General features: G+C 31.1%; 28 protein-coding genes. 21 read left to right on the top strand and 7 right to left on the bottom strand.

Going from position 1 to position 21,889, the window contains the following annotated elements; translation table 11 throughout:
* Nucleotides 1-60 precede the first annotated feature (60 nt).
* The gene (locus OIF36_01020; protein ID MCV6599052.1) at nt 61-1,119 is read left to right on the top strand and encodes a hypothetical protein; all 1,059 of its coding nucleotides are present in this window, start codon (nt 61-63) and stop codon (nt 1,117-1,119) included.
* A gap of 3 nt (nt 1,120-1,122) precedes the next feature.
* Here the strand turns inward: OIF36_01020 and OIF36_01015 are convergent, their stop codons facing one another.
* A complete protein-coding gene (locus OIF36_01015; GenBank protein ID MCV6599051.1) occupies nt 1,123-1,797 on the bottom strand; it encodes an MgtC/SapB family protein in 675 nt (224 codons plus the stop codon).
* A 144-nt stretch (nt 1,798-1,941) separates the two neighbouring features.
* Here OIF36_01015 and hfq point away from each other — a divergent pair, with 144 nt between their 5' ends.
* The 5 genes from hfq (at nt 1,942) to OIF36_00990 (ending at nt 4,487) form a co-directional block, all read left to right on the top strand.
* On the top strand, nt 1,942-2,142 hold the full coding sequence (gene hfq / locus OIF36_01010) for an RNA chaperone Hfq (GenBank protein ID MCV6599050.1): 201 nt from the start codon (nt 1,942-1,944) through the stop codon (nt 2,140-2,142).
* A gap of 16 nt (nt 2,143-2,158) precedes the next feature.
* A complete protein-coding gene (locus tag OIF36_01005) occupies nt 2,159-2,356 on the top strand; it encodes a hypothetical protein (protein ID MCV6599049.1) in 198 nt (65 codons plus the stop codon).
* Nucleotides 2,357-2,358: 2 nt separating this feature from the next.
* On the top strand, nt 2,359-2,556 hold the full coding sequence (locus OIF36_01000; protein ID MCV6599048.1) for a ribbon-helix-helix domain-containing protein: 198 nt from the start codon (nt 2,359-2,361) through the stop codon (nt 2,554-2,556).
* 68 nt (nt 2,557-2,624) lie between these two features.
* Nucleotides 2,625-3,233: a hypothetical protein gene (locus OIF36_00995; GenBank protein ID MCV6599047.1), complete on the top strand. Its 609-nt coding sequence runs from the start codon at nt 2,625-2,627 to the stop codon at nt 3,231-3,233.
* A 12-nt stretch (nt 3,234-3,245) separates the two neighbouring features.
* Complete coding sequence (locus OIF36_00990; protein MCV6599046.1) at nt 3,246-4,487, top strand: PQQ-like beta-propeller repeat protein; 1,242 nt, start codon at nt 3,246-3,248, stop codon at nt 4,485-4,487.
* Here OIF36_00990 and OIF36_00985 read toward each other — a convergent pair.
* Together OIF36_00985 and OIF36_00980 are read right to left on the bottom strand one after the other, a co-directional pair.
* The gene (locus OIF36_00985) at nt 4,479-4,895 is read right to left on the bottom strand and encodes a cell wall hydrolase (protein MCV6599045.1); all 417 of its coding nucleotides are present in this window, start codon (nt 4,893-4,895) and stop codon (nt 4,479-4,481) included. The two genes, OIF36_00990 and OIF36_00985, sit on opposite strands and share 9 nt — an antisense overlap.
* 4 nt (nt 4,896-4,899) lie before the next feature.
* Complete coding sequence (locus OIF36_00980; GenBank protein MCV6599044.1) at nt 4,900-5,238, bottom strand: hypothetical protein; 339 nt, start codon at nt 5,236-5,238, stop codon at nt 4,900-4,902.
* A gap of 145 nt (nt 5,239-5,383) precedes the next feature.
* Here OIF36_00980 and OIF36_00975 point away from each other — a divergent pair, with 145 nt between their 5' ends.
* The 11 genes from OIF36_00975 (at nt 5,384) to OIF36_00925 (ending at nt 14,402) form a co-directional block, all read left to right on the top strand.
* Complete coding sequence (locus OIF36_00975) at nt 5,384-6,913, top strand: dipeptide ABC transporter ATP-binding protein (GenBank protein MCV6599043.1); 1,530 nt, start codon at nt 5,384-5,386, stop codon at nt 6,911-6,913.
* 104 nt (nt 6,914-7,017) lie between these two features.
* The gene (locus OIF36_00970; protein ID MCV6599042.1) at nt 7,018-7,428 is read left to right on the top strand and encodes a hypothetical protein; all 411 of its coding nucleotides are present in this window, start codon (nt 7,018-7,020) and stop codon (nt 7,426-7,428) included.
* A gap of 33 nt (nt 7,429-7,461) precedes the next feature.
* A complete protein-coding gene (locus OIF36_00965) occupies nt 7,462-7,839 on the top strand; it encodes a hypothetical protein (GenBank protein ID MCV6599041.1) in 378 nt (125 codons plus the stop codon).
* Nucleotides 7,840-8,234: 395 nt separating this feature from the next.
* Entirely contained in the window at nt 8,235-9,341 is a 1,107-nt protein-coding gene (tgt, locus tag OIF36_00960) for a tRNA guanosine(34) transglycosylase Tgt (GenBank protein MCV6599040.1), read from the top strand.
* A 232-nt stretch (nt 9,342-9,573) separates the two neighbouring features.
* Nucleotides 9,574-10,401 carry a hypothetical protein gene (locus OIF36_00955; GenBank protein ID MCV6599039.1) on the top strand — a complete coding sequence of 276 codons (828 nt, stop codon included), beginning with the start codon at nt 9,574-9,576 and terminating at the stop codon, nt 10,399-10,401.
* Nucleotides 10,394-11,218, top strand: coding sequence for a GNAT family N-acetyltransferase (locus OIF36_00950; GenBank protein ID MCV6599038.1), 825 nt, complete (start codon nt 10,394-10,396; stop codon nt 11,216-11,218). Before OIF36_00955 ends, OIF36_00950 begins: the two co-directional genes overlap by 8 nt.
* Nucleotides 11,199-12,047, top strand: a complete 849-nt coding sequence (locus OIF36_00945) for a succinylglutamate desuccinylase/aspartoacylase family protein (GenBank protein ID MCV6599037.1) — start codon at nt 11,199-11,201, stop codon at nt 12,045-12,047. The genes OIF36_00950 and OIF36_00945 overlap by 20 nt, the downstream gene beginning before the upstream one ends.
* A gap of 57 nt (nt 12,048-12,104) precedes the next feature.
* Nucleotides 12,105-12,482 (top strand): 30S ribosome-binding factor RbfA, encoded by a 378-nt coding sequence (gene rbfA / locus OIF36_00940; protein ID MCV6599036.1) that lies wholly within the window; start codon nt 12,105-12,107, stop codon nt 12,480-12,482.
* Between the two features lie 2 nt (nt 12,483-12,484).
* A complete protein-coding gene (def, locus tag OIF36_00935) occupies nt 12,485-12,985 on the top strand; it encodes a peptide deformylase (GenBank protein MCV6599035.1) in 501 nt (166 codons plus the stop codon).
* Nucleotides 12,986-13,311: 326 nt separating this feature from the next.
* Nucleotides 13,312-14,130 carry a phage capsid protein gene (locus tag OIF36_00930; protein ID MCV6599034.1) on the top strand — a complete coding sequence of 273 codons (819 nt, stop codon included), beginning with the start codon at nt 13,312-13,314 and terminating at the stop codon, nt 14,128-14,130.
* A gap of 17 nt (nt 14,131-14,147) precedes the next feature.
* Nucleotides 14,148-14,402, top strand: coding sequence for a hypothetical protein (locus OIF36_00925; GenBank protein ID MCV6599033.1), 255 nt, complete (start codon nt 14,148-14,150; stop codon nt 14,400-14,402).
* Between the two features lie 59 nt (nt 14,403-14,461).
* Here OIF36_00925 and aspS read toward each other — a convergent pair whose 3' ends face one another.
* Entirely contained in the window at nt 14,462-16,282 is a 1,821-nt protein-coding gene (aspS, locus tag OIF36_00920; protein MCV6599032.1) for an aspartate--tRNA ligase, read from the bottom strand.
* Between the two features lie 326 nt (nt 16,283-16,608).
* Here aspS and rpmB point away from each other — a divergent pair, with 326 nt between their 5' ends.
* A complete protein-coding gene (gene rpmB, locus OIF36_00915) occupies nt 16,609-16,914 on the top strand; it encodes a 50S ribosomal protein L28 (protein ID MCV6599031.1) in 306 nt (101 codons plus the stop codon).
* A 77-nt stretch (nt 16,915-16,991) separates the two neighbouring features.
* A complete protein-coding gene (gene queA, locus OIF36_00910; GenBank protein MCV6599030.1) occupies nt 16,992-18,023 on the top strand; it encodes a tRNA preQ1(34) S-adenosylmethionine ribosyltransferase-isomerase QueA in 1,032 nt (343 codons plus the stop codon).
* Here queA and OIF36_00905 read toward each other — a convergent pair.
* From OIF36_00905 to OIF36_00895, 3 genes are all read right to left on the bottom strand, one after another.
* Complete coding sequence (locus tag OIF36_00905) at nt 17,962-18,201, bottom strand: hypothetical protein (GenBank protein ID MCV6599029.1); 240 nt, start codon at nt 18,199-18,201, stop codon at nt 17,962-17,964. The two genes, queA and OIF36_00905, sit on opposite strands and share 62 nt — an antisense overlap.
* 63 nt (nt 18,202-18,264) lie before the next feature.
* Nucleotides 18,265-18,540 (bottom strand): hypothetical protein, encoded by a 276-nt coding sequence (locus tag OIF36_00900; GenBank protein MCV6599028.1) that lies wholly within the window; start codon nt 18,538-18,540, stop codon nt 18,265-18,267.
* A gap of 292 nt (nt 18,541-18,832) precedes the next feature.
* A complete protein-coding gene (locus tag OIF36_00895) occupies nt 18,833-20,194 on the bottom strand; it encodes a hypothetical protein (GenBank protein MCV6599027.1) in 1,362 nt (453 codons plus the stop codon).
* 276 nt (nt 20,195-20,470) lie between these two features.
* On the opposite strand from OIF36_00895, the gene OIF36_00890 reads away from it, so the two are divergent.
* The gene (locus OIF36_00890; GenBank protein ID MCV6599026.1) at nt 20,471-21,196 is read left to right on the top strand and encodes an rRNA pseudouridine synthase; all 726 of its coding nucleotides are present in this window, start codon (nt 20,471-20,473) and stop codon (nt 21,194-21,196) included.
* A gap of 175 nt (nt 21,197-21,371) precedes the next feature.
* On the top strand, nt 21,372-21,889 hold a 518-nt coding region (locus OIF36_00885; protein ID MCV6599025.1), incomplete at its 3' end, for a hypothetical protein.

Below are 21,889 nucleotides of genomic sequence, written 5' to 3'. Positions count from 1 at the left end.
TAAGTTATAGGGATGCTATTTATGAAAAAGAAATTTATTTTTATATTTTGTTGTGCGCTAATGTTTAGCTCTCAGTCTTTTGCTGGGACAACGGTTGCTTCTAAAATACTTTCATCTTTAATTCCTGCTGTATTTGATAAACAACAAATGTGGCAAGATTCTTTTGATAAAAGAATAGATTCAGATGCTCAAATGTTAGAGAGTATTAAAGCTATATCTGATATTCAAGTTAAACAAGAAGAAATATCTAAGCAAAATACAATTGAAAACCCTAATCCAGACCTAAATGGTAACTTAACCAGAAAAACAGCTGAGAGCTCAAAATGGAAGAAAGCTAATTCACAAGAAAAATATCTTTCAGGTCTAATGAATCAGAGTTCTGTTTCTACAATGACTGATAAGAAGAATAATATTCAAGCTTCAGATAGAATGCTATCAGATAATATAGATAGCTTATTAGAAGAAAATGAGGATGACCCTATAAAAAATAAGCTTATAAATGCTGCTACAATATTCTACCCTAAAACATATAAGAATATAGAGAAGAAAAAAGAGGGCTATGAATCTCAAGTAACTAAACCAAAAGAAAGTGGAATAGAAAGTCAACTAGTAGATGCAAGAAACACCGCAAATATGGTTGTAGGGCCTCAAGACACTAAAAATGTTTCCAGTGATGCTGTTCTAGCTAATCCAAAATCTAGTGTAGATAAATTTGATTCTTTGGCTATGTTGGCGAGAAAATCTTTAGCTTTTTCAGGTTTGAACAAACAAATAGCATTAAGAACAAATGTAAAAGGAGGCGGATTAGGTCTTTATATTAAAAACTTTGTTGCAGATCTTAATGAAAAAACAGGAAGAGATGATTTTACTGAATATACAAAAGAAATGCCTGATGATGTTTCTAAATACGAATTTATGGATTTTCTTTTTTCTAAAGTTATGTTAAATCCTTCTTGGCATTTTTCTTTAAGCTCTATGCCTAAAAAAGAGCTAGAGACTCAAAAAATACAAATGTATGCAATGTTAAATATTTTGAATTGGGAGACATCTCAAATGCTTAAAAAGATATTGGCTACATCTGCAACAGATTTAGCGGTAAGTGTTGATAAAGGGCTTTAAGTCTTATTTTATTTCATCCCAAGAAATTCTATTTATATCTGAATCGATAGCTAAAGAGTGAGTTATTTTTTCAATTTTTTTACTCTGTTTAGATAATATAACAGCATCTAAAACACATTCTTTTTTACTTGAACCTTCACATTCAATTTTTATATCTTTAGCAGTTAGTTTATGCTTTTCTATTTGTGCAAGTAAAATCTTTTTAATTTTATTCTCTGATGATGGTGCGAATGACATTCTTAAAACATACTCAGATTCTTCAGAATTAACTCCATCCATAACAAGAGCAATCGGTCTTAATAATGTATTAATTGTCATAACAAATATTGATACTATTCCAGCTTCTAGGAAGTAGTGCATGCCAACAAGCATACCCGCTGCCGCAGAGCACCAAAGAGTGGCTGCTGTTGTTAAGCCTTTAATGTTGAAGCCATCTTTTAAAATAACTCCTCCACCAATAAAGCCAATACCTGATACTATTTGTGCAGATACTCTTAAATCTGTTCCGTATTTAGCATAGTTTTGGAAGTCGAATAATGTAAATGCACATGCTCCTAATGCAACTAAAGAGTTTGTTTTTAATCCTGCTGTCCTGTGATGAATCTGTCTTTCACTACCAATTGCAAATCCGCATATTGTCGCAACAATTAGCCTTGTTAAAACATCAAATATTGGCATCTTTTTTACTCCCTTTATTTATTAATATTTCATTTTCTGTAAATACTAAATTAATTATTTAATAAATTCAAGAAAATAATCTTTACTAAATGTTTAAAATGTTTTATAAAAATAGATAGACTAATAAAAAATGGAGGCAAGAATATGGCAGATATTCAAACTAACTTTTTAAATAAGATAAAAAAAGAAGAGCAAGCAGTAACTATTTTTTTGGTTAATGGAGTTAAATTGAATGGTACAATCATTTCATTTGATAACTCTACTATCGTTTTGCAAAAAGATAATAATACTCAGTTAGTTTATAAACAAGCTATATCTACAGTTATGCCAGCTAAGGCTAATTAAACATAGGAGGCGAGTTATGCCTAATGATAAACTTGAAGATAAAATTAAGAAATTAGAAGAGAAACTTTCAGAAGTCGAAAAACAAATTGTTGAGACTAAAAGCTGTAAGCATGTTTGCTTTATTACATATCATAAATTAAAATTACAGAAAAAGATTGTTAAAGCAGAGGTTAAAAAGTTAAAAGCAAAAACAATTCCAGATATAATTGCTTAGCTATGAAGAAGGTATCTATAAATATAAATGGTCATAATACAAGTTTTACTATAGAAGAAGAGTTTTGGGCTGAGTTTAAGAAAATATCAGAAACAAGATCTCAATCTATAAAATCACTGGTGTCAGAGATCGATGAGTTAAAAGAAAGTGGAAATTTATCTAGTGCTATAAGAGTTTTTATTTTAAAGAATCATGTATAATAAATCTTGATTTTGTATTAATAAAATGTTAGGCATAAGAAATATAAAAATAATTAAGGAGAGTAATAATGGTTGATGTATTTACAGAAGTAGATGATGAATTAAAAAATGAAGAGATGAATAAATGGTTGAAGAAATTTGCACCTAAAGTTATAGCTTTGGCTATTATTGTTGTTTTATTTACAGCAGGTAGAGTTATATATAGTAATTATGAAATATCTCACAATGAAGAGCAAACAGAAATTCTTTCAGAAGTTGTTAATAATAATTCTTCAGAGCTTATGAGCTTAGAGGGAAGTCATAAATTGCTTGCTAATTTTGCAAAAGCAGGAGATTTAGTTGATGAGGGGAAGAGTGAAGAAGCTAACTCTATATATAAAGATATTATGAATGATAAAGATATTGATAAAGAATATACAGATTTAGCATCTATTTATTTTGTGCAAAATACTCTTAATCAAGATGGAGCAGACTTAAAAGAGGCTCATGAAGTAATAAAGGGATTTTTAAATAAAGAAAGTGTTTATTTTTATGTGGCATCAGAACTTAATGCTTTAATAGAGCTTAAAAATGATAATGTAGAAATTGCTAAAGCTATTTTTACTACTTTATCAAATGACTATGATGCTCCAGAAGAAATAAGAAGTAGAGCTGAAAAAATTAGAACTTTATACTAAGGAAAAATATAAATGAACTTGAAACTATTAATAAGCTTATTTTTTGTAATGTTTTTACAAGCCTGTTCAGATGTCTGGCTTGGAGAGGCAGAAAATGAAATTAAGCTTACAGGGAATAGAATAGATCTTTTATCTGGCTATAATGTTAACTCAAATTTTGAAGAAGATTCTATAGATTTAGAAGTTCCGAAGAGTTTTTCTGATTTGGCAAAAGAGTGGAAAGTTGATTTAGGCACTAGAAATAGTAAAGTAGTTTATTCTCCAGTTATTGATTCTGAAAATGTTTATGTCTTAAATGACTTTGGCAAAGTTTCTTGTATAAACAAAGTTAGTGGCAAGAGAGTTTGGGAAGTGTTAGTGTCAAGAAAAAGAGAGGATACTTCAGGTATAACTGGCGGTGGTTTGTTTGTAAATGGTAATGCAATTTATGTCTCTACAGGTTTTGGCGATTTACTAGCTTTGTCTAAGTTAAATGGTGGTATGATTTGGAGATATAAGTCAATAGCTCCTTTTAATAGTGCTCCATTTGTTAAAGATAATAAAGTTTTTGTTGTTAATAGAGAGAATGAAACTATAGCTCTTAATGAAAAAGATGGTGTAATAGCTTGGAAACATAAAGGTGCTCCAGAAGATGCATCTTTTATATCAGAGCTTAAAATTACAAGCTATAAAAATAATATAGTTCCTACATATACATCAGGAGAGATTTTTGTGCTTTCTTCTGAAAATGGTATTGAAAAGGTTAGTGATGAGTTAAACTCTATTTCTAAAACAAACTTTATAAATAGTATTAGTAATATAACTTCGTCAAATGTTGTGGTTAGCGATAAACTTATTGCTTCTGGTTTAGGAAATCAAACTGTAGGTATTGATTTAACTAATGGTCGTAGAATATGGAGTAATAGAATTAAGGCGGAGAGTACTCCAGTCTTTAAAGGAAAATATATATTCTTAATAAACTCTAATAATGAGCTTATGGCTATGTCCTCAGAAACTGGAGGCTTATTCTGGAGTGTAAATCTAAATGATTTATCCTCTGATATAGAATATGACTGGAGTAGCATCTCTATTTATAAAAACAATATAGTTTTAACTTCTTTAAATGATAAAGTATTGTTTTTATCTGCCTTAAACGGAGAAGTTATTTTTTCAAAAAATATCGCAAGCTCTTCAAAACTAGCTCCAATTTTTGAGAATAATTATATGTACATAATTGGTAGCAATGGTAAATTGTATAAATACTCTTTAAACTAGTTTATAAAACAAGTGATTGCCTATTTCTGTTTCGGGTATTAAATCTTTTGCCCAATATGGCTCTATGTCTTTATGATGATAGTGAGTGGAACCTAGAGTTTTATCCTTTATAGCTCCCGCTATAGCTTTCCTTGCAATTCTTAAGCAAGTGGAAAACATTTTGTCCTCATGAGTAATTTTCTCAATTTTTTCTTTGTTAGGATCATCATTGTTCCAGCAACTAAATTGATAAGGTTTTTGGCATATTGATATTAAATCATTTCCCCACCAAAACTTTTCTTTATCTTTAGAAATTTTGCATCTGTTTATGATTACATTTGCAACAGCTTCTAAACCTTTTAACCCCTCTCCGCGAGCCTCTCCGAAAAGAGTTCTTGCTAGTATTTCAACCTCTTTTGATTTGCTCATGTTATTACTCCTTCTCTGAAATATAAACATTAGCATTATTAGTGCCTGCTTTTAAAACAGATATATGAGTGTCTTTTGCTTGTTTGCAATTGTTAATAGCAAAATCATAATATACTCCTGCTGGGAAAAAATGAGAGTTAGTGTCACTAACTATGTTTTCATCTCCAAATTCAATATATATGTCTTCGGTTGTGAATAAGCTTATAACTTTTGTTCCAAAGCTAAATGGAACACTATTTCTGTTCGCGGTGCTTGAGGCTATTATCTTGTGAGCTTTACCGTCTTTTAGTCTTAAAGCTGGAATAGGGTTGTTATCATCATCTTTTGGTAAAATTGTAGGCATTTTATTTCCTTTCTGTTGTTTAAATAAAAAAAATGCACCACAAAGGGTGCACTTATTGCTAATTCTGTAAAGGACTATATTCCTATTTATTGTTAATGTCAAGCTTTTTCTTGAATTTTAATTTCTATGCTTTATAAATAAGAATATGAAAATACTAGATGTAAATAATTTAAAAGTTAGTTTCGGAGAATTTAAAGCCGTAAAAAATTTAAGTTTTTATGTTAGGAAAGGCAAGGTTTCAGCTCTTGTGGGAGAGTCTGGGTCTGGTAAATCAGTGTCTTGTCTCTCTTTGTTAAACTTATTGCATGGAGCTAATGTAAAAGGGCAAGCTATTTATGATGGGGTAGATATCCTAAATTTAAGCGAAGAGGATTTAGAAGATGTTAGGGGTAAAAAGATATCATTTATTTTTCAGGAGCCAATGACATCTTTGAATCCTTTGCATAAAATAGGTAAGCAAATATCTGAAGTTTTAATTTTACATAATATAGTGCAAAATAAGAAAGATGCTTTAACAGAGACTGAAAGGCTTTTAGATTTAGTTAATATTGATAAAGGTAGGTATAATAGCTATCCTCATGAGCTTTCAGGAGGGCAAAGGCAAAGAGTTATGATTGCTATGGCTATAGCTTGTTCTCCAGATTTGTTGATAGCGGATGAGCCCACTACTGCTTTGGATGTTTCAATTCAAAAAGAGATAATAGGCTTGCTATCAGATTTGCAAAAAAGAACAGGGTTATCAATTTTGATAGTAACTCATGACTTAAATTTGGTTGAAAAATTTGCTAATGATATATTTGTAATGAATAATGGCAGATTAATCGAATTTGGGAGTCCTAAACAGATATTTAATAAGTCAAAACATGATTATACAAAGAAGTTGATAAAAGCTAGTAAAGGAACCTGTTTAAATAAAGAAGAGTTGTCTTTAGATACCGTTTTAAGAGTGAAAAATCTTTCAGTAGAGTATAAAAATGGAGTAAAAGCTGTAAAAGGTGTTTCTTTCAATTTAACAAAAGGGGCTACTCTTGCTATTATAGGAGAGTCTGGGTCTGGTAAAACTAGTATATTAAATGCTATTATGAGACTTGTTCCCATTGCTAATGGTGAAGCTTATTTTAATAATGAAAATGTTTTCTCTCTTAAATCTAAGAGACTTAGAGAAATAAGAAAAAAAATGCAGGTTGTTTTTCAAGATCCTTTTTCATCTCTTTCTCCCAGGATGAGTATCTCTCAAATAATAGAAGAGCCCTTAAAAGTGCATAAAATAGGAAATAAAGCTACTAGAAAGAAAAAGGTAGATAAAGTTTTAAGAGAAGTGAAATTACCTCTGTCCATGAAGGATAAATATCCGCATGAGTTCTCTGGAGGGCAAAGGCAAAGAATAGCAATAGCTAGAGCTTTAATATTAAATCCTGAATTGTTAATATTAGATGAACCTACCTCAGCTTTAGATGTTTGTGTGCAAGAAGATATTATTAATTTACTTAATGATATTCAAAAAGATAGAGGGCTTTCTTATATATTTGTTTCTCATGACCTTAAATTGATTAAAAATATAGCAGATTATGCAATCGTTTTAAAAGATGGAGCTGTTATTGAGCAAAATATAGCAAAAAAGTTGTTTTTTCAACCTATTGAAAAATATACAAAAAAACTATTAGAGTCTTGCTAGAAGAAAGAAAATGTAAAAAAAATTAAAAAAACTTGTTGACACTATTAAATATTTTAGTCTATAACTAAAAATAGGTTAGGTTTTAATGTATAAGGACTTATGTGGTGAAAAAGATTAATTTCGATATTATGGATGAGTTCTTAAGCAGAAAACAACTTTTCTCTATAGGAGCTTTGTCTTTAGTAGTTGGATTGGTTTTTTTTGTTATATCAATAGTCTTTATATCTAATACCTTGAAATCTGTTGCCTCTACTGATGGAGGAGAAAAGAAAGAATATGTATCGCAAGATGTATGTTTATCTTCTCTAAGAGGAATCAGAGGATTAAATACTAGACCAGATGGTGGTAAGAAAATTATTTTATCAGCTGAAGGTTTAGAAAATGCAGCTCTTAAATTAGGTGAGGCTTCGGCCGCTAGCTTAGTTTGTCCTGGATGGGAGCTTTCAAGCTTTTGTATGGGGGAGAGTTGTGAAAACGGAGAAGGTTTATTATTTGAACTTCAAGTGATAGACTAAAAATTTTTAAACTTAAAAAAAGGAAAATAAAAAATGGCAAACTTAATTATTACAATTATCGCTATCGCATTAGTAGCTGTTGCTGCTCTTATGGGTGCTTACTATGGTGGTACAGCATTTAACCAAGGTCAAGAACAAGCTGAAAGATCTACATTAATGAACGAAGCTGCTCAAGTTTCAGCTGCTATCGTAATGTACAATGCTATGGAAGATGATACATTTGACAATGGTAACTCAATTGCTGACCTTGTGTCTAACAACTATATCACATCTGCTCTTTCAGGTTGGACTGTAGCTGCTGATGCTGCTAGTATGACTAAAACAGCTAAAAAAGAAGCTTGCGCTCTTATTGCAGCAGAAACACAATTCTCTTGTGGTGCTGACGAAACAACAGTTACATATACATTCTAATATAGAATTGTATTACAGTTAGAAAAAAGAGGTTGGTCAACAACCTCTTTTTTTTATGCTTTTTTTCGCCAGTCTCAATTTTTCTCAGTCATTCTGAACAAAGTGAAGAATCCTTTCGAGCCTGTGTAATGTTGATTTATATCCAGTAACACAGAGAGATTCTTCACTACCACACAAGTGTGTCCATTCAGAATGACGGATTAAGATATGCATAGGGAGGGGTTCCCGCTTTCGAGATAATGACAGAGAGGGGGTAGGGAATGACAGAGTATCGTGATAAAAATAAAAGGATAGTGGTGGGGTAAGGCGATAATATAGAGATTGAGTTTTATGATTTGTTTTGACAAAATTATCATTCCGTTGTATATTCCTTAAAAAAATATAAGGAAAGAAAAATGACTTTAAAATACAACATAAAATGTAAAGACGGTAAGGCTCGTAGAGGAACTTTAAAAACTGCTCATGGAGATGTGCAAACTCCGGCTTTTATGCCAGTAGGAACTTGTGGGACAGTAAAAGGTATGATGCCAGAGTCTGTTGCGGAAACAGGAGCTGAAATATTATTAGGAAATACATATCACTTAATGTTAAGACCTGGTGCAGATGCTGTAGCTCATCAAGGAGGACTGCATAAAATGATGAATTGGGATAAGCCTATTTTAACTGATTCTGGTGGGTTTCAAGTTATGTCTTTAAATGAGCTTCGTAAAATTACAGAAGAAGGAGTAACATTTAAATCTCATATTGATGGTTCAAAGCATTTCTTGAGTCCAGAGGTTTCAATGGATATTCAGCATAAATTAGACAGTAATATTACTATGTGTTTTGATGAGTGTACTCCTTTTCCAGCAACTCATGATGTGGCTAGAGAATCAATGTTAATGTCAATGAGATGGGCAAAAAGAAGTAAAGATGCTTTTGTTGATAGAGATGGGTATGGTGTTTTTGGTATTCAACAAGGATCTGTATATGAAGACTTAAGAAGTGAATCGGCAGAGAAACTAAAGGAAATTGGTTTTGATGGTTATGCTATTGGCGGTCTTGCTGTTGGAGAAGGTCAAGAAGCTATGTTTTCTACTCTTGATTTTTGTGTGGACATGTTGCCAGAAGACAAGCCTAGGTATTTAATGGGAGTTGGTAAGCCAGATGATTTGGTTGGAGCTGTTCTTAGAGGTGTAGATATGTTTGACTGTGTTATGCCTTCTAGAAGTGGTAGAACAGGGCAAGCTTTTACTTTTAATGGTCCTATAAATATGAAAAATGCTAAGCATAAAACAGATTTATCTCCTGTAGAGCCAGAATGTGATTGTCCTCTTTGTACAAAATATACAAGAGCTTATTTGCATCATTTGATTAAGTGTGGAGAAATCTTGGGTGTTATGCTTCTAACATGGCATAATATTAGATTCTATGAAATGCTTATGAAAAGAATGAGAGATGCAATTGAAGGAAATAGATTGCAAGAATTTGCAGATGATTTCTTAGCTAAGTACAAAAAATAAACTTTTAACGGTTTTGTTGTAAAAAACTCTTGATTTTATTGCATTTTTGTGATATATTATTTCTACAAAACAACAAAAGGAAGAAACGATGTTTTTAAAGGGTAGAAAACTAAAAATAAGAAGAACTATTTTAACAGAGAGTTAAAAGTAGAAGTTTAGTTTTTATCTAAAATCGAAATAAAGCTCTCATTAATTATGAGAGCTTTTTTTATTAATTAAGTAAGGAAAAAAGATGGATTGTACACATATTAGAAGATTGGATCAGGAATTTGTAATTAGAATGTTAGATGTAAGAGATCTAGCTAAATCTCATGCTTTATTAAATGAGGTTGCTCAAGAAATGGCAAATCAAGATAAAAAATATCTTCATAAAAAGACTCTTTCAGAAGTTAGAAATATGTTGTTGAATGATTCACATAAAATGGCAGGAGTATTCTCCCTTGGTGATAATGGTCAAGAAGATACCTTGGTGGCAGAAATAGGATATTTTGGAGTTGATGCTAATTCTCCTAGAGACAATACTGATGCAGTTTTGCCTAATTTTAAAGCAGATAATGTTGCTAATAACGATATAAACTTTATAGGGTCTGTTTGTACTAAAAAAGAGTTTAGAGGCTTAGGTCTTTTAAAAGATTTAGATAAATTCTTAGAAGAAAGATCAGAAAGAGGATTCTCTGTTTGTATGGTTGATACTAAAAATTATAGAAGTTTCGGTCATTTCTTAGATGCAGGTTTCTTTCTTACTCAGAAAACAGTCGATCCTGATGATGGAGGAAATATCTTCTATTTTATAAAAGATTTAAAAAGAAATGATTTTAGAAGAGAGTTATTAATTAATACTTCTGCAAGTATTCCTGTAGAGTCTAGTTTTTATGATCAATTCTTAAACTCATCTTTAAGAGATGGTTTAGTAGGTGCTAAATTTAATAAAGAACAAAAAAGAATAGATTTTATAAGAGCAGATGAAGTTCTAAATCACTTTGGTTGTAATAACAAAACTAATAGGCCATCTTTAATAAGAAAAGAAACTAATATGGAAAGAGAGTTTGTTTATGCGTAAGATTTTTTTAAAAAAAGGTAAATTATTTTTAATGAGAGAACTTACATTAAGAGATGTAGAAAAATCACATAATCTTTTAAATTTAGTTGCTGAGGAAATGAAGGGTAAAGGTAAAGAAGAGTATATTATTTCAAAGTCTAAAGATAAAATTGCGGCTATTATTGATGATGATAACAATAAAATGGTTGGTATATTTTTATTAGATGAAAAACGAAAAGAAAAACAGCTAGTAGCTGAAATGGGATATTTTGGAGTTCCAGAGGATTCTGTTAGGGATGAAAGTGGAGACTTTTTGCCTAATTTTAATGCTGATGCTATAAGTAATTCAGAGTTGGATTATATAGGTAGTGTTTGTGTTCATCCAGAATTTAGAGGTATGGGCTTGTTCAAAGATATGGACTCTTTTTTAGAAGAGGGTTCTAAAAGAAGATATTCTGTAGCTACTGTCGAAATTACTAACTACAAAAGTTTTGGGCATTTTTTAGATGCTGGATTTTTATTAACTCAAACAACAGTTGATCCTTTTGATAATGCTAATATATTCTATTTAGTTAAAGATAAAGAAGAACGATTTAATTTTTCTATTAATAAAAAGAACATGATTCCTGTAAAGGTTGATGAAAGCCTTTATTGTGAAAAGATTGCTAAGATTAAGAAAGATGAAGAAATTATAGGAAGTATTTTTGATAAAAAAACAAAGACAATGTGGTTCTCTAAATCTCCAGAATTGATTGAAAAACTGGGTAATAAAAAGCCATCTTTATCATTTAGTGCTAACAAAAATAAAGGATTAGGACATGAGTCAGTTATTAGTTAAAAAAATAGAAAAAGACAATAGTATTAAAGTTCTATTCACTGGAGCTGTACATGGTAATGAACAGTGTGGGACAAAAGCAATTAATAGAGTTATTGATATGTTTGAAAGCAATGAGATTTTCTTGGAAAAAGGATCTGTTACTTTTATGCCGATATGCAATCCTAGAGCTTATGAAGAAAATACTCGTGATGTTGGAACTAACTTAAATAGAGTAATAGACATTTATGAAAATCCAAACTCTTATGAAGAGATAATTGCTAGTCAAGTGGCTGATGAAATATTAAAAGCTGATTATATGATAGATTTGCACTCTTCTTATACAGATGATGCTCCTTTTTCTTTTCTTGATTATGATACTAGTGAAAATCGTAAGCTGGTGGAAGCAAGTTGTGCTAAGTATTTTGTATCTGGTTTCCCAGAGGTTTATAAAGATAGTGATATTTGTGAAATGTCAACAGAGACTTTTGCAAACTTAAAAGGAAATACTAACTGTATAACTTTAGAGTGTGGAAATCATTATGCTAGGGAAAGTGAAGAGTTTGCTTTTAATACTATAATTAATTTATTAAAGTCTCTTGGAATGATTGATGGTAAGTTTAATTCATCTGTAGAGGTTGAGCAAATACATATAGAAGAAATGGTTTTAAAAAGAGAAAACGGTACTTTAGCAAAAGAGTTTCAAAATTTTGATTTACTTTCGAAAGGCGATTTAATAGCTACATATGAAAATGGTGAAAAAATATATGCAGAGGAAGACTCTGTCATGGTATTGCCTAATGTAGATGCTAAAATCGGACATGAGTGGTTCTACATAGCTAAAAAAAGATAAACTTGAAAAAAAATAATACTTATGCTATACAATTGGTGTTAACAGAAAGGTATATAAATGGGACAACAGTTAGGTAAAATGCCAAGCACAAGACAACTAAGAGTATCAGAACAAGTTAAACAAGTTCTGAACGAAATTTTTATACAAGGGTCTTTTAATGATAGAGACCTTAAGAAAGCTATTGTCTCAATTAATGAAGTTAAGATTTCTCCAGATCTAAAAAATGCTACAGCATATGTTTCTATTATTGGAGAGAAATATCCTCATAAGGCTATTAAAGCTCTTAATAAAGCGGATGCTTATTTCAAAAAAGAAATGTCTAGAAAGCTTAATCTTAAATACACACCAAAGATTAATTTCAGAGCAGATGATGTGATGGATTATGCAGAAAAAATTGAAAACCTATTATCAGGTATTCATGTTAAGGAGGACTAGAGATGTCTAAATTAGATATAGTAATAGCTCCTGCTCCAGTTCTAAAACAAGTAGCAAGCAATGTATCAGAAGTTAATGACGATATTCGTAATCTAATGGATGATATGCTTGAAACTATGTATGCTTCGAATGGTGTTGGTTTAGCTGCTCCTCAAATAGGAGTGTCTAAAAGAGTGGTTGTTATAGATGTTTCTTCAGAAAAGAACTCTCCAATGTTTCTAGTTAATCCTGTTATAAAATATAAGTCAAAAGAAACCGCTATTGAAGAAGAGGGTTGCTTGTCTATTCCAGAACAATACTCTGATGTTGAGAGGGCTAGAGAAGTTGAAGTTGAATACTTAGACTACAATGGAGAGAAGCAAATAGTTAAAGCCTCAGATGACTTGTTGACAATTTGTTTGCAACATGAAATAGATCATTTAAATGGTGTTCTTTTCTACGATCATGTCTCATCTTTAAGAAAAAACATTATACTTAGAAAGCTTAAAAAGCTAAAAAAATAATTTAGTATTTTTCATTTACTGATATTTTTTTCAAAAAAATACTTGACATTAAGAAAATATTCCTATATAAGTTTTATTCAGAAATAGGACAAGTATATCAAAAATTTGATAATCCCCTGTTTATTAAGCCCTTAAAATTAAGATTGTAATTTATATGACTCTGCTATTTGCAGAGTTTTTTTAAACTTATCATAAAAGTAAAGGATACCTTATTAGTAGTAACAAAACAATTTAACAACTAATATTAATCATTTAAATTCTCGGACTTTAAGAACACTCTTTGTTTAAAAGAAGTGAGAGTTTATTTTGGTTAGAAAGGAAAAAATATGTCAACTTCAATTGACCAAGCTTTCGTAAAACAATTCGAAAGAGAAGTTCATGAGTCATTCCAAAGAATGGGCTCTAAACTTGTAAACACAGTTAGAAGCAAAAACAATGTTTTAGGTTCTAGCACAACATTCCAAAAAATTGGAAAAGGTGTAGCTTCAACAAAAGCTAGAAACGGAACAGTTCCTGTTATGAATCTGGCTCATTCTACTGTTGAGTGTGCTCTGTCTGATTACTATGCAGGTGATTGGGTGGATAGACTTGATGAAGTAAAAACAAACATTGATGAGAGAGGTGTAATTGCAAATGCAGGAGCTTATGCTCTTGGTAGAAAAGCGGATGACCTTATCATTGCAGAACTTTCTAAATCAACAAACTATGCTGGATCAAACTCTGACGGTATGACAAAAGCTAAAATTTTAGAAGCTTTTGAAATACTAGGTGCAGCAGATGTGCCTGATGATGGTAATCGTTTTGTTGTTCTAGGACACAAGCAATTTACAGAGCTTCTTTCAATACCTGAGTTTGCAAGTGCTGAGTATGTTGGTTCTGATGAGCTTCCATTTAAAAATGCTCAAGCTAAAAAATGGCTTGGAGCTACATTTATTGCTCACTCTGGATTGCCTAAGTCATCAAATGTTAGAAAATGTTTCTTCTATCATAAAAATGCAATAGGACATGCAAGTGGAGCAGATATCAAAACAGATATTTCATGGCATGGAGATAGAGCTTCTCATTTTGTTAACAATATGATGAGTCAAGGTGCAAAAATCGTTGATACAGCAGGTGTTGTTGTAATGAGATGTTTAGAATCATAAGGAAAGGAGATTAGATTATGGCATATTCAAATGAAAATTTAAGTGTATTAGCATATTCAAACAGCTTTACCTTATGGCATTATAAGTCTGAAGACTTAAACACAGCTATTGTTGCGAACTCATATTTTGATGAGTCTGCAGATATGTTAAGAGTTGGAGATATGATATTAGTGAATGCTGATATTGATGGAACTCCTAAGAATGGATTAGTTGTGGTTACAGCTAATAGTTCTGGAGTTGTAGAAACAAAAGCTCTTGTAACATTTGCATAGTTTATAAAAAAAGCCGTCATTTTTTATGACGGCTTTAATTTTTTTAATAAAAGGAATTTTTATTCCTCTTCTTCACTTAACTCTAAAGGTAAATCAAGTTTTAAATGTAGCTCTTTTAACTGCTCTTCATTAACATTATTTGGAGCTTGCATTAATAAATCTTGAGCTTTTTGATTCATTGGGAATGCAATAACTTCTCTTATGTTAGTGTCTTCTGTTAGAATCATAATCATTCTGTCAATACCTAAAGCAGCACCACCATGAGGAGGAGCACCATATTGGAAAGCATTTAGCATTCCAGAGAATTTCTCTTCAAGAACCGATCTATCATAACCAGCAATAGCGAAAGCTTTTTCCATAACATCTGCTTTACTATTTCTTATTCCTCCAGATGCAACTTCATAACCGTTTATAACTAAGTCATATTGGTATGCAACAATATCAAGAGGATCTTTATTCATTAGATCATCCATGCCACCTTGAGGTGTTGAGAACGGGTTATGAGAGAAATCAATTTTTTGATGTTCTTCATCAAACTCATACATTGGGAAGTCAACAATCCAGCAAATTTCAATTTTACTTGTATCAATTAAATCCAATTCTTCCGCTATTTTTGTTCTAGCAAGTCCAGCAAACTTATTTGCCTCAGCAGCTTTTTTATTAGCTATGAAGAATAAAGCATCATTTGCTCCTGCTCCAGTTATTTCTTGAAGCTCAGTTTTTGCTGAATCTAAGAACTTAGACAAAGCACCTTTCGATTCGTTATTTTCATCAAATATTAAATATCCTAGACCTGGTTGTCCTTCTCCTTGAGCCCAAGCATTAAGTTTATCAAAGAAGCTTCTTGGTTTGTCAGCAACATTTGCTACTTTAATTGCTCTAACAACACCGCCTGATTGAGCGATTCCTTTAAAAGCTTTAAACTCTGTGATATCAGTTTTAAATACTTCTGTAACATTATCAATTATTAGAGGGTTTCTTAAATCTGGCTTATCACTACCATATTTTTCCATAGATTCTTTATATTTAATTCTTCTAAATGGAGCTGTAGAAACCTCTTTCTTTTCTCCTGTAAAATCAGAGAATTTTTCAAAGATGTTATATGTAACTGGCTCAATAGCTTCGAATATATCATCTTGAGTAACGAAAGACATTTCAAAGTCTAATTGATAAAACTCACCAGGAGTTCTGTCCGCTCTACCATCTTCATCACGGAAACATGGAGCTATTTGGAAGTATCTATCAAAGCCTGCAACCATAAGTAATTGCTTGAATTGTTGTGGTGCTTGAGGCAATGCATAAAATTGTCCTGGATGAACTCTTGATGGAACTAGATAATCTCTTGCTCCTTCAGGAGATGATGCAGTAAGGATTGGAGTGTTAAACTCTGTGAATCCTTGTCCAACCATTTGTTCTCTAATGAAAGCATTCATTGCAGATCTTAAACGAATCTTTCTTTGCATTTTAGGTCTTCTTAAATCTAAGAAACGATATTTTAATCTTGTTTCTTCTCCAGAATCCTCTTCGCTATTAACTTGTAGTGGTAAAACTGCAGATTCTGAAAGAATTTCAAATTTATCTACAGTAACTTCAATATCTCCTGTTTCCATCTTTGGATTTACAGTTCCTTCAAGCCTATCCACAACTTTACCTGTGATTGTTATTACAGATTCATTTCTAGTGTGCTCAGCTTTTTCTAGTATATCTTTATTTTCTTCTATATTTACAACACATTGAGTAACTCCATAAGTATCTCTAAGGTCTATGAATAAAAGACCCCCATGGTCTCTTTTTCTGTGAATCCAACCAGATAGCTTCACTTCTTCCCCAACATTAGCTTTTCTAAGCTCGTTGCATTTGTGTGTTCTATATGTATGCATATTATTTTCTTTCTTTTTTAAGTTAATGTAAGGGCGATAGTTCAACCGCGGTGCCACCTTACTTTAAAAAAGCTTTTAATATTTTTAAAAACTCTTTCCTTAAAAAGCTGTAACGGGCTTACCCGGAGGATTCTACTTGGTTTTACCTTTCTTTCCTCAGCTCCCTGTTGTTTGCAGATCGTAGCAGATGAAGTTATTTATACTATATATATGTGCATTTTGTCAAGAAATTAGAAAAATCTTGACTTTTTTATATATATGATATATTGTGACATTTCCACGAATTAAGAATATTTTGAAAAAATCGCATAAAGAGGATAAAAATAATGGCTAAAGTATGTCCAATTACAGGGAAAAAAGTAATTTCAGGTAGAACTATCTCTATTACAAGAAGTCAAATTTCTGGAAGAACAAAAAGAAAATTCAATGTAAATTTACAAAAAACATCATTCTATAGTGAAGCTATGGACAAAATGATTAAATTAAGAGTAACAGCTGCTGGTATCAGAACTGTTGAGAAAAAAGGTGGAATCGATGCATATCTATTAGGTATGGATAATAACAAACTAGATTCTTCTTTGAAAAAAATTAAAAAGAATGTTGAAAAAGCGATTGCTCGTAAATCAGCTTAGTTTTTTTAATAAACTTGAAAAAAATAAAACTCTCTGTTATATTGCAGAGAGTTTTTTTAATGATTAAGGAAAAATAAATGAAAGTATCAGATTTTGATTTCGAACTACCTAAAGAAAAGATAGCGGTTAGACCTGCAGAGCCTAGAGACTCTGCTAAAATGCTTTGTGTTAAAGGAAATAAGATAGAAGATAAAATATTCTATGAAATAATTGATGAATTAAATGCAGGAGATTGTTTAGTTTTAAATGATACAAAAGTAATACCAGTTAGAATTAAGGGAAAAAGAGATGCTGTTAAAATTGAAGCTACTTTGCATAAAATGTATGATGAAAAGAGTTGGTGGGCTTTTGCAAAACCTGGCAAAAGACTAAAAATTGATAATACAGTTGTTTTTGGAGAAGGGTTTACAGCTAAAGTAATTCGTAAAGATGATCATAATGGGGTATTGTTTGAATTTAATAAATCAGGGCAAGAGCTATTTAATGCTTTAGAGAATAATGGTGTGATGCCTCTTCCTCCATATATTGAGAGATTAAATGGAAGCGATAAGCAAGATGCTTCAGATTATCAAACTGTATATGCTTCAAATGAAGGGGCTGTGGCTGCTCCGACGGCTGGTCTGCATTTTACAGAGAATTTACTAGAAGAAATCAAGAATAAAGGAATCGAGATAGTTTATGTAACTCTTCATGTTGGAGCAGGAACATTTATGCCAGTTAAAGTAGAAAATACAGAAGATCATATTATGCATTCTGAATATGGTGTTATAACTCAAGAAAAAGCGGATAAGCTAAATGATGTTCATAAAAATGGAGGCAAAATAATTGCGGTTGGGACAACTTCTATGAGATTATTAGAAAGTGCTGTTGATGAAAAGGGAATCATTAAAGCTTTTGCTCAAGAGACAGATATATTTATTACTCCTGGTTATAAGTTTAGGGCTGTAGATAAGTTAATAACAAACTTTCACTTACCTAAATCTACTCTATTTATGTTGATTTGTGCTTTTGCAGGGACTGATAACATGAGAAAAGCATATAGCCATGCTATGCAGCAGGATTATAAGTTCTATTCTTATGGTGATGCTTGCTTCTTAGAGAAGGCATAACTTCCTCTTTTTTTGCTTTTTCTTCATTAGGATCAGCTTTTTGGACTTTTATTTTTTCAGAGGTGATTTTTGTATCTCCACATATTTGACACTTATGTAGAGTGTATTTAGTGTTGCCTTCTGTTTTAGACATTATTTCTAACCAATAACATATATGTAGTTCTTTTTTAGATTTCATAATAAGTCTCCTATAAGAATATATTTCATATATTAAAGGTAGTTTCTCATAATGTCAAACTTTTTATATATTCATATTCAAGCTAGTTTCTTTTTTTCTAGATTTAAGTTTTTTAGGACTGTGCTTCTTCATCGCAGAACCAAAAATTTTATGATATAATTCTAATTCATTTTTTTTCTTAAAATCTTGATGAGTTGCAACTTCTGTTTTAAATCTTTTTGCTCCACACATATAACAGCAATATAAAGTTGCTTTATAGTCATTTTTAACTCTTAATATTTTTTCTTCCCATGAATGTGGGCAGTAATTCATATAATAGCTTTTATAATCTTCTTTCATTTTCATCCTTATCTATACTTTTTTAGAACGAGTTTGATAACATATTTTTTAAACCATGTAAATAAGAAATATATAATTTTTATACTTTATACAAATCTTGCAAAAAATAATTAAGTATATTATAAGGTTAAAGCTGTAGATAAGTTAATAGCAAGCTTTCACTTATCTAAGTTTACATTGTTTATGTTGATTTGTACTTTTGCAGGGGCTGATAACATGAAAAAAGCATATAATTATGCTATGTGACAGAGCTATAATCTCTACTCTTATGTCTGTGCTTGCTAGAGAAGGTTTAACTATTTCCACCAGAGGAAGAGCCACTATTACTTGAACCGCTTCCTGCAAAACTTGGTGTTGGAGTTAAAACAGGTGTGTTAGGTGTAGTTTTATTAGAGTTACTCATATTTGTTAATGATGTTTTTGCTGAGGTTATTGCAACAGAGTTTCCACTAACTTCTATTGAAGAAGTAGTAATGTTAGGACTTGAACTTGTTTCCCCTAGTGCATTAGTATTAATGATTTCAGCATTGCTTATAGTGATGTTTTGAGTTGAGTTATTGTCCCAAGAGTTCTTCATAACATTTGAAGATGCTTCAGTCATGTTTTTAATCTCTGTCGAATTTGCAATTTTTTCAGCAGCAGCTATAAGTTGCTCATCTGATGCAAGTTGAGGTTCTTTTAATATCTCTTTATTAACCGTTTCTTCAGGGGTATCTTTTTCTTCCATTTTTATTAATAAGGCACCTGCTCTTGTTAACATATTCTCATTGTTTGCAGAGTCTTTAACTTCTTGATGCTTTAATTGAGGTCTGCTTGTCTTTATTTCTGGTTTCTCTAATTTTTTTTCTTCTATTTCAGTTTTTGCCTCTGTTTTCGCATTTTCTTTATTTTTAATAGTATTGCTATTAATATTTTTTTCTATATTATCTTTAATAATCTCTTTTGTTTCAGTTTTAGGCTCTTCTAATGCTTCTTTAAGGGGCTTTATATTATTATATATAGTGTTTTCAGGGTTTTTTATAGAAGTTGCATTAGATTTATAATTGCTTGTTTCCTTCTCTGCAATAATTGTTAAGTTTTTATCTTCATAATTTGATTCAGCAACCTTTTCCTTGATTTCTTTTGGATTTTGTTCTTGTTTATCGATTTTTTCTGCGACAAAGTTAGCTTTTTGAACAGTTGTTTCTATGATAACTTTAGGGTTTTCTAAAATTTTCTCTTTAATGTTTTCGGAAGTTTCTTTTGAGTGTATTATTCTATTATATATTTCTTTCTCAGCTATTTTGATAGCATTTGCATTTGTTTTATCAATGCTTGATTTCTCTATTGCAATAGTTGTTAACTTTTGAGCTTCAGAGCTTGATATGCTAATTTGCTCTTTGACCGTCTTTTCTTTTTCTGCTGGTTTAATGTTTTGTTCTTCTGTATAATTTTTTTGAACTTCTTCATTTTTTGTAAAGTTATTAGGATTGTCATCAAAAGAAGATTGTTGTTTCTTCTTTTGAAATCTTTTTATTTCTATATGGTCGCATTTAGGACAAGCATAATGTATTTCTATGAAGTTTTCTTTATTAATAACATTCTTTTCAATCCACTCATCATATCTGGAAAAAGGATGAGAACACATTTCAGGCTTTAAAGTATAGTTTTTCATAATAAGCCTCCTTTTTTATATGCATATTATATCATAAAAAAATATTAAAACAAATTCTTTTTTAATATTTTATAAAAGCGGTATGTTTTTGACACCGTACTTTTATTGACTTGCCTTTTTTTATGTTATGTAGTATGTTCTTCTTTAATAATTAAATTCGAACAAATTGACTTTTTATAAGATTTTTTCTTTTAGATTGTCAAAATAGAGTGTGCAGTGTATGCGACCTCCTCGAGTCGAGATTTTGACAAAAATAAAAGGGAAAAAATATAAAGAATGGAAAATAAAGGTGAAAGAATAGCGAAAGTTATCGCAAGAGCAGGAGTTTGTTCTCGTCGAGAAGCAGAAAAACTCATTGAGCAAGGAAGAATATCAATTAATGGTAAAGGAGTAAAAACTCCAGCTACATTCGTAACAGATACAGATGATATAAGATTTGATGGGGAAAGAATCCGTAAGGCTGAAAAGACTAGATTGTGGGTGTATTATAAACCTGCAGGTCTTATCTGCTCAAATAGTGATGAAAAAGGTAGGAAAAATATATTCTCTACTTTCCCCAAATACATGCCAAGAGTTATGTCTGTAGGTAGATTAGATTTAAACTCAGAGGGATTGTTGTTGCTAACAAATGATGGGAAACTCTCTAGAGAGTTAGAACTTCCAGCAAATGGACTTAAAAGAACTTATAAAGTTAGAGTTTTTGGCAAAGTAAATGAAAAAGTTTTAGATGGTCTTAAAAATGGTAAAGTAGTAAATGGAGTTAGATATGGCTCTATAATTGCAACTTTAGAAAAACAAGAAGGAGCTAATGCTTGGCTTAATGTTGAACTATCAGAAGGTAAGAATAGAGAGATTCGTAAAGTTATGGAATCTATAGGTTTATCTGTTAATAGACTTATAAGATTATCATATGGCCCATTCCACTTAGGAGAACTTAAAAAAGGTCAAATACAAGAAGTGTCATATGGGGTTATAAAAGAAAAACTGCATCAATATATATAATATGTTTTTAGTTTATACTTTTATTATTTTCAATAAAGATATAGGGTATTAAAGAATCAGAATGCAGTTAGGAGAATTCTCCTGATATATGCATTATTAAAACCTCTTGACAAATATGCGGATTTCATGCAAAAACATAGGTAATCAAAGTTAACTTTATATTTGGGAGATACCTATGTTTAAAAAATTAATGTTCATAACATTATTACTATTAACAACAAATGCTAATGCTGCTAAACAGTATTATTATTTTAATAAATTGCCAAATTTAATTAAAGCATCTTGTGATGGTAGTCCATTTACATGCTCTGGAGGAGAATCTGGTGGAGAAACTCCTGGAGAAGAAGTAGATTTATCAAAACTTAGCATATCAGTATCAAGTGAGTTAATGTTAGAAAAAGACAGTAGTTCTAAAGCTCTGCCTGTTAGTTTATCAATAAGTGACGGAGATATCAGCGGAGTAACTTTAAGTGTAGTTAAGAAAGAGGACATATCCTCGATAATAAGTGCAGTTTCTGTGAGTGATAATGATGGTTCAGATAGAGAGATAAGTGTAAGTAAAGCAAGTGGTGGAGTTTTAGGAAGAGCTACTATAACTATAACAGCAACCTCAGGCAGTACTAGTAAGAGTGTAGATGTAAGTGTATTTACAGCGGGTAATTGCCCATTAGCAAAGTCTATTGATACAATTGA

This window comes from Alphaproteobacteria bacterium, assembly GCA_025800285.1.
Lineage (GTDB): Bacteria > Pseudomonadota > Alphaproteobacteria > JAOXRX01 > JAOXRX01 > JAOXRX01.
Note: the sequence above shows the minus strand (reverse complement) of the source record. Positions and strands in the feature narration are given on the sequence as shown.